The following is a 6,134-nucleotide window of genomic DNA, read 5'->3' on the forward strand; positions in this document are numbered from 1 at the left end:
GATTCGGATCGGCAGAGGATAAACGTCCGGTTGCGGTGACGGCCTGATGATAAGAGGTATGTACCCTGCCACTGATCGGATTGATCATCAGCGGTAATTTATCCGTATAAGTAGACTTAAGTTTGGATAAGCCGCGATGCTCCAGAATCACTTTGGGTAACGGATAATCAAGTGCCAGCTCGGCTAACACCTCTTCGCTGGTTGAAGGCGCGCCGCCTGGTGTTTTCTTCGTGGGCTTGATGCCCTGTTTTTCAAACAGGATCACCTGAAGCTGCTTGGTGGATGAGAGGTTAAAGGGTTCCCCCGCCAGCTCATGCGCTTTCAACTCAAGCTCAGCCAGTCGGGCCGTCAGCTCTTTCGAATGCTGCGCCAGAATAGACTGATCGATCAGCACACCGTTGCGCTCTATGCGCGAAATCACCGTCAGTAACGGCATCTCAATCTGTTCGAAGACTTTTTTCGGACCCGCTTCTTTCTCCAGCTCTGGCCACATCTTCAGATGCAGCTGCAGGGTCACATCTGCATCTTCTGCAGCGTAATGGGATGCCTGCTCTAACGCGATTTGATTGAACGTCAGCTGATTTTTGCCTTTACCGGCGATCTCCTGGAAGGTCACGGTTTTATGGTTAAGCCAGCGAGCGGCCAGGCTATCCATGTCATGTTTGCCCACAACGCTGTTGAGGATATAGGACTCAAGCATGGTGTCGAATTTGATACCGGCCAGTTCAATGTCGTAGTTTTTCAGCACGCCGCGATCGTATTTCAGGTTCTGGCCAACTTTCCATGCGCTCTCATCTTCCAGCAAGGGCTTGAGCTGTGCCAGAACGGTAGCGCGATCCAGTTGATCAGGCGCATCAAGATAGTCATGGGCAACCGGCAGATAGGCGGCTTCACCGGGCGCCACCGCGAAGCTGATGCCGACGATATTAGCGCTCAGGGTATCCAGCGCGTCGGTCTCCAGATCAAACGCAAAGACTTCGCTGTTTTTCAGCTTCTCCAGCCAGCTATCAAAGAGATCCTGATCCAGAATGGTGACATAACCCTCGGTCGGTAACACGCTGCTGGTTTCAACCACCGGGGCCGGTTCATCGGCCTGCGCTTTTTGTGCCTGCGTAGTGCTCTTTTTACCCTGCAGCCATTTACCGTCCTGCAGGTCACTCAGCCAGCGTTTGAACTCGTAACGACTGAACAGGGCCTGCAATGCCTCTGTATCGGGTTCAGTGACTGTGAGCTCTTCACAGGGCAGCGCCAGCTCAACGTCTGTCTTAATGGTCGCCAGCTGATAAGAGAGAAACGCCACATCACGATTCTGCTCAAGTTTGGTCGCCATGGTTTTGGCACCACGAAAGCCGAGATCGGCCACTTTGTCCAGATTGTCATAGATCGTCTGCATGCTGCCCAGCCCCTGCAGCAACGCCTGTGCCGTTTTCTCACCGACGCCTGGCACGCCAGGAATGTTGTCGGAGCTATCACCCATCATGGCAAGGAAGTCGATGATCAATGCGGGTGGAACACCATATTTCTGCTCAACCTCTTCTGGTCCCAGAATGGTGTTGTTCATAGTGTTAATCAGCGTGATGGCGGGCGTGACCAGCTGCGCCATATCTTTGTCGCCGGTGCTGATCAGTACTGAGAGACCCTTTTTCTCCGCTTCCAGCGCCAGCGTACCGATGACATCATCAGCCTCGACGCCGCTCACAGCCAGCAACGGCAGCCCCATCGCCCGCACCATCTCATGCAGCGGCTCAATTTGTGCACGGAGCTCGTCAGGCATCGGGGGACGGTGAGATTTGTAATGCTCAAACAGCTCGTCCCTGAAGGTTTTGCCTTTGGCATCGAATACCACAGCAACGTGACTCGGATTGTATTGCGCCAGCAGGCTTTTCAGCATGTTGAGCACGCCGTACATGGCGCCAGTGGGTTCACCTGCACTGTTGGTCAGCGGCGGAAACGCGTGATACGCGCGATAAAGATAGGATGAGCCATCGACCAGAATCAGGGGATTTTCTGCTATTTGCGCCATAAGTCTGTGTAGTCTTCGTTGCTATGAGTTGGGCTATAAGGATGCCACAACCAGGCAGAAATGGTGAACTAAGGCGTGCCACGTCTGGAGTTTTTCACGCTTTTGGGGACAGGATCGCAACGATCGTTCTGTGGATAACTTTGTGCGTAAAAATTATAACGCGCTGTTTTTCAGGAAAATAAATAATCGGCACTTGAATAAAAACCATAAATTTCATTGGCTTATTTAATTTCCGTGACCCGATCGCTATTTTTAATAGCGCGATCCCTTGTGTGGATATTAAATTTATGCCCTGGAGATGGACAAAAATTGGCCCGTTGTTCAAAGGCATAAAAAAAACGCCAGCAGAGCTGGCGTTTAACGGGGGTGTGAGGCTGATTACTTCTGGCTTACCAGGAATTTAACTACGTTCGCATAGTCTGCAACGAAATTATCCATAGAGCTGGTATCAAGACCGCCGTTGTTAACCATGTATTTGCCATTCACGAAAATAGCAGGCACACCACGCAGATCAACATCAGCAGCGGCTTTTTGCTGCTGCGCAACCAGCGCTTTTACGGCGAAGCTGTTCCAGGCTGCATCATAGTCCGCCGCAGAGATACCGGCCGCTTTGACAAAGGTCTCTTTCAGACTGGCAGGATCGGTGATGGTCTGCGTTTTCTGAATGCCATCGAAGATCGGTGCTGTCACTTTATCTTCAACGCCCAGCGCCATCGCGACAGCCCAGGCCTGGGTCACGACCGGCCCCAGCTCTCCACCGAGAAAATCGACGTGGTATTTCACCATCTTAGTGTCAGCAGGCAGATTCTTTTTCACCGCGTCATTGACGTGATAAATACGTTCAAACTGATAGCAGTGCGGGCAGAAGAAGGAGAAGAACTCCATCACCTGAGGTTCGCCGGCCACAGGTTTAGGCAGACTCACATATTGTTTACCTTCAGTGAACTGGGCAGCAGATGCGCTGAATGCCAGCACTAAACCCATCAGTGCAAACCAAATTTTTTTCATCGTGAAAAATTCTCCTGACTACGTCATTAATATTGCGGTGTCAGCTGCAGAGGAGGTTCCTGCAACAGCTTCTCCTGCTCGGTAAAGAGTGAAATTTGCCTGCGCCAGAAATCTTCATCTGTCATCCAGGGGAAAGCGCGCGGAAAAGCGGGATCCTGCCAGCGTCGGACAACCCAGGCCAGATAATAAACCATGCGCATGGCGCGTAAAGGTTCAATCAGTGACAATTCATTAATATCAAAATCACTGAACTCACTGTACGCCTCCAGCAGTATATCCCATTGAATACGCTGTTCCTGACGATCGCCGCTGATCAGCATCCAGAGATCCTGCACGGCCGGGCCATTACGGGCATCATCCAGATCGACAAACAGCGGTCCGTCACGCCACAGGATATTACCCGGATGGCAGTCGCCATGTAATCGTAGCGGCTGCCACGTGGTGTGCCACTGTTGTTGCAGCGTGTTTCCCAGCTTATCGATAGCCTGTAGCAGTGCGACTTTAAGCGATGCAGGCACTAACAGAGAGTGCTCCAGCACCTGCCGGGGTTCATGCAGATATTCATCCAGACCGATGGCAGGCCGATGCCTGAACAGCGCTTTACGCCCGGTCTGATGAATGCGGCCCAGGAAGCGGCCTACCCACTCCATCTGATCTTCGTTGTCTGTCTCATATTGCCGTCCGCCCAGGCTGGGGAATACGGCAAAGAAGAAGCCAGCGTGACTATGAAGTGTCTCACCCTTTAACCGCAGTGGTGCCGCGATGGGCACTTCGTCAGCCAGCAGATCAAGTGCGTACTGATGTTCTTCAGCAATCTGTTCGGCACGCCAGCGCTGTGGGCGATAAAACTTCGCAACATAGCGGCGTTTTTCGTCGTCGCTGAATTGATAAACCCTGTTCTCGTAGCTGTTCAGGGCTGTCAGACCCGATTCGACGCGAATTCCTGTTTCCCAGAGCGCATCAAGCAACACGTCGGGATTCAATGTCTGGAAGTTAAAAGCAGCGTCGCTCATCATGTTACCTGTAGTTGCCCTTGCAAATAGCAGCCAAGGATAACACTACTCGTCCTGTTTAATGACACCCCGTGCGCGGAGCAGTGCTGTTTTGAAATCAACTTCATAGTCTTTTTTCAGGCCTGGGATCTCATCATCGCTGGCTGAGTCACGCATCTTGAGATGGTAAATTAATACATCATCGGTTAATTCACTTAACGGGCCACGGAAACCAGATTCCTGAGCCAGTTTCTGCAAAAATGTGACCAGATTAAGATCAGGCTCTTTTTGCCAGGCGGGTTGCAGCAACGCGATTAACTCGTTTAAACGATGGCATTTCATTCAGATTTCTCCTTTCACAGTGCGTCATCAGCGAGGGCACAGTCATGACAATATTAACCGGCATCATTCTGGCCGGTGGTCAGGGCCGCCGTATGGGTGGTCAGGACAAAGGGTTAGTACAGCTGGATGGCAGGCCGCTTTATCAGCATGTCCTTGAACGGCTCAGGCCACAAGTCGACATTGTCATGATTAATGCGAATCGTAATATTGATCGCTATCAGTTAAGCGGATGTCGGGTTATTCAGGATGTTTTTGATGATTATCCCGGTCCGCTGGCCGGTATCTACAGTGGATTGCGTGAGATTGAAGGGGAATGGGCGGTATTCAGCGCCTGCGACACCCCCGCTATCCCGCTCAACTTCGTGGAGCGGCTGATGCAACAACGAGGCGATGCCCCCGCAGTGTGGGTGCGCTCACAAACCCGGGATCATCCTACTCTGGCGCTTATTCATCGCGATCTCCGTACGCCACTCGGTGAATACCTGCAGGCTGGTGAGCGTCGCCTGATGCAGTTCCTGCGCGATCAGGGTGGACATGCGGTGCTGCTGGATGATGATGAATCGCTATTCCTGAATGTGAATACGCCTGATGACCTTAGGGACTATCCTGCCGGCAATATGCCGGACGGAAATGGTCGTCAGCCAGCATAATGTAAAGTCCAGTAGCAGAAGATCCAGCCCGATAGTAACAATTAACGGGACGTCCTTATTTTTGCAAAAAAAAGAGCTTTTTTATCTCTGGATGACGATGGCTACAGTTATTCGTGGAATAAGAGTCGCTGAGCATTCTCAGCCATTGCAACATCGGATGACTGATTACCAGTAAAATAGCTTCAGACAGGGATAGAGAAAAAAGGGGCAGCACGCCTGATATTTAAAATGGCAGGTGATGCCCCGGACGATCAGAGCATTATCAGCCAGCGTTCAAAATATTTGTCCAGACTGAATCTGCGCGTGCCATTGAATCAGCAGTACCTTCCGCAGCACCGACTACCAGACCAAAAACAACGCCCCAAATGCCACCAAACAGGCCGCCTAAAACACCCTGTGCTGGAGCCAGGATTCCACTGGTTACGCCATTAGTATTAGCAGAGATGTTCCAGCCCGCCCATGCAACGCCCATTCCGCCAGCAAACATTCCGATAACTGCACCACCGATGCTGTCTAAGATCCCAGTAGAGGCGGCACCTGATACTAATTCTGTTTCAGCAACAGTCAGTTCTTTCATTTTAATCTTCCTTAAATTAGTTAATGCTCAATAGAAATCCATCGGAGACATTTAATTAAATGTCGAAATTAGTTTCAATCAAGCACTAAAAAATGTAAATAGAATAAAATCCATTCATTCTAAATGCTATGCGTTAGTCCTGTTAGCAGGTTTATTATCATATTAGCTTAATAAGTTGGTAACTTATTAAGCTATAAATTTCAAAAACTTTGTATCTGCTAGTCTTTATTTTATATTTTGATCTAATGATTATTATAGTTTCCGGTGTTTATCAGGCTACTGGTAATTCAAAAAGGAAATGGAGGAACCTGGAGGCTACCGGAGCAGGCTTACAGGTCAAGTTTTCAGCTTAACGTGGCAAAGTGCAGACGTAAAAAAGCCCCGCACTTTCGTGCGGGGCTTCTTCACTTATTTAATGCCTGGCAGTTCCCTACTCTCGCATGGGGAGACCCCACACTACCATCGGCGCTACGGCGTTTCACTTCTGAGTTCGGCATGGGGTCAGGTGGGACCACCGCGCTAAAGCCGCCAGGCAAATTCTT

6 protein-coding genes and 1 rRNA gene are annotated in these 6,134 nt (G+C 50.5%); 1 reads left to right on the top strand and 6 read right to left on the bottom strand.

Annotation, left to right across the window (positions count from 1 at the left end; all coding sequences use genetic code 11):
• The 4 genes from polA to WCC56_RS12145 form a co-directional block, all read right to left on the bottom strand.
• Positions 1-2,023: DNA polymerase I (gene polA / locus WCC56_RS12130; protein WP_424692614.1), on the bottom strand; the 2,023-nt coding region annotated here is incomplete at its 3' end.
• A gap of 378 nt (positions 2,024-2,401) precedes the next feature.
• Positions 2,402-3,031, bottom strand: a complete 630-nt coding sequence (gene dsbA, locus WCC56_RS12135; RefSeq protein ID WP_010672112.1) for a thiol:disulfide interchange protein DsbA — start codon at positions 3,029-3,031, stop codon at positions 2,402-2,404.
• A gap of 26 nt (positions 3,032-3,057) precedes the next feature.
• Positions 3,058-4,044 (bottom strand): serine/threonine protein kinase, encoded by a 987-nt coding sequence (locus WCC56_RS12140; protein ID WP_010258460.1) that lies wholly within the window; start codon positions 4,042-4,044, stop codon positions 3,058-3,060.
• A 45-nt stretch (positions 4,045-4,089) separates the two neighbouring features.
• Positions 4,090-4,365 (bottom strand): YihD family protein, encoded by a 276-nt coding sequence (locus WCC56_RS12145; RefSeq protein ID WP_003850728.1) that lies wholly within the window; start codon positions 4,363-4,365, stop codon positions 4,090-4,092.
• Between the two features lie 44 nt (positions 4,366-4,409).
• On the opposite strand from WCC56_RS12145, the gene mobA reads away from it, so the two are divergent.
• Positions 4,410-5,015 carry a molybdenum cofactor guanylyltransferase MobA gene (gene mobA / locus WCC56_RS12150; protein ID WP_010258463.1) on the top strand — a complete coding sequence of 202 codons (606 nt, stop codon included), beginning with the start codon at positions 4,410-4,412 and terminating at the stop codon, positions 5,013-5,015.
• Between the two features lie 262 nt (positions 5,016-5,277).
• Here mobA and WCC56_RS12155 read toward each other — a convergent pair whose 3' ends face one another.
• On the bottom strand, positions 5,278-5,592 hold the full coding sequence (locus WCC56_RS12155) for a hypothetical protein (protein WP_010672113.1): 315 nt from the start codon (positions 5,590-5,592) through the stop codon (positions 5,278-5,280).
• A gap of 417 nt (positions 5,593-6,009) precedes the next feature.
• Positions 6,010-6,125 (bottom strand): 5S ribosomal RNA (rrf, locus tag WCC56_RS12160).
• Positions 6,126-6,134 lie beyond the last annotated feature (9 nt).

The organism is Erwinia sp. (assembly GCF_049696395.1).
Taxonomy (GTDB): domain Bacteria; phylum Pseudomonadota; class Gammaproteobacteria; order Enterobacterales; family Enterobacteriaceae; genus Erwinia.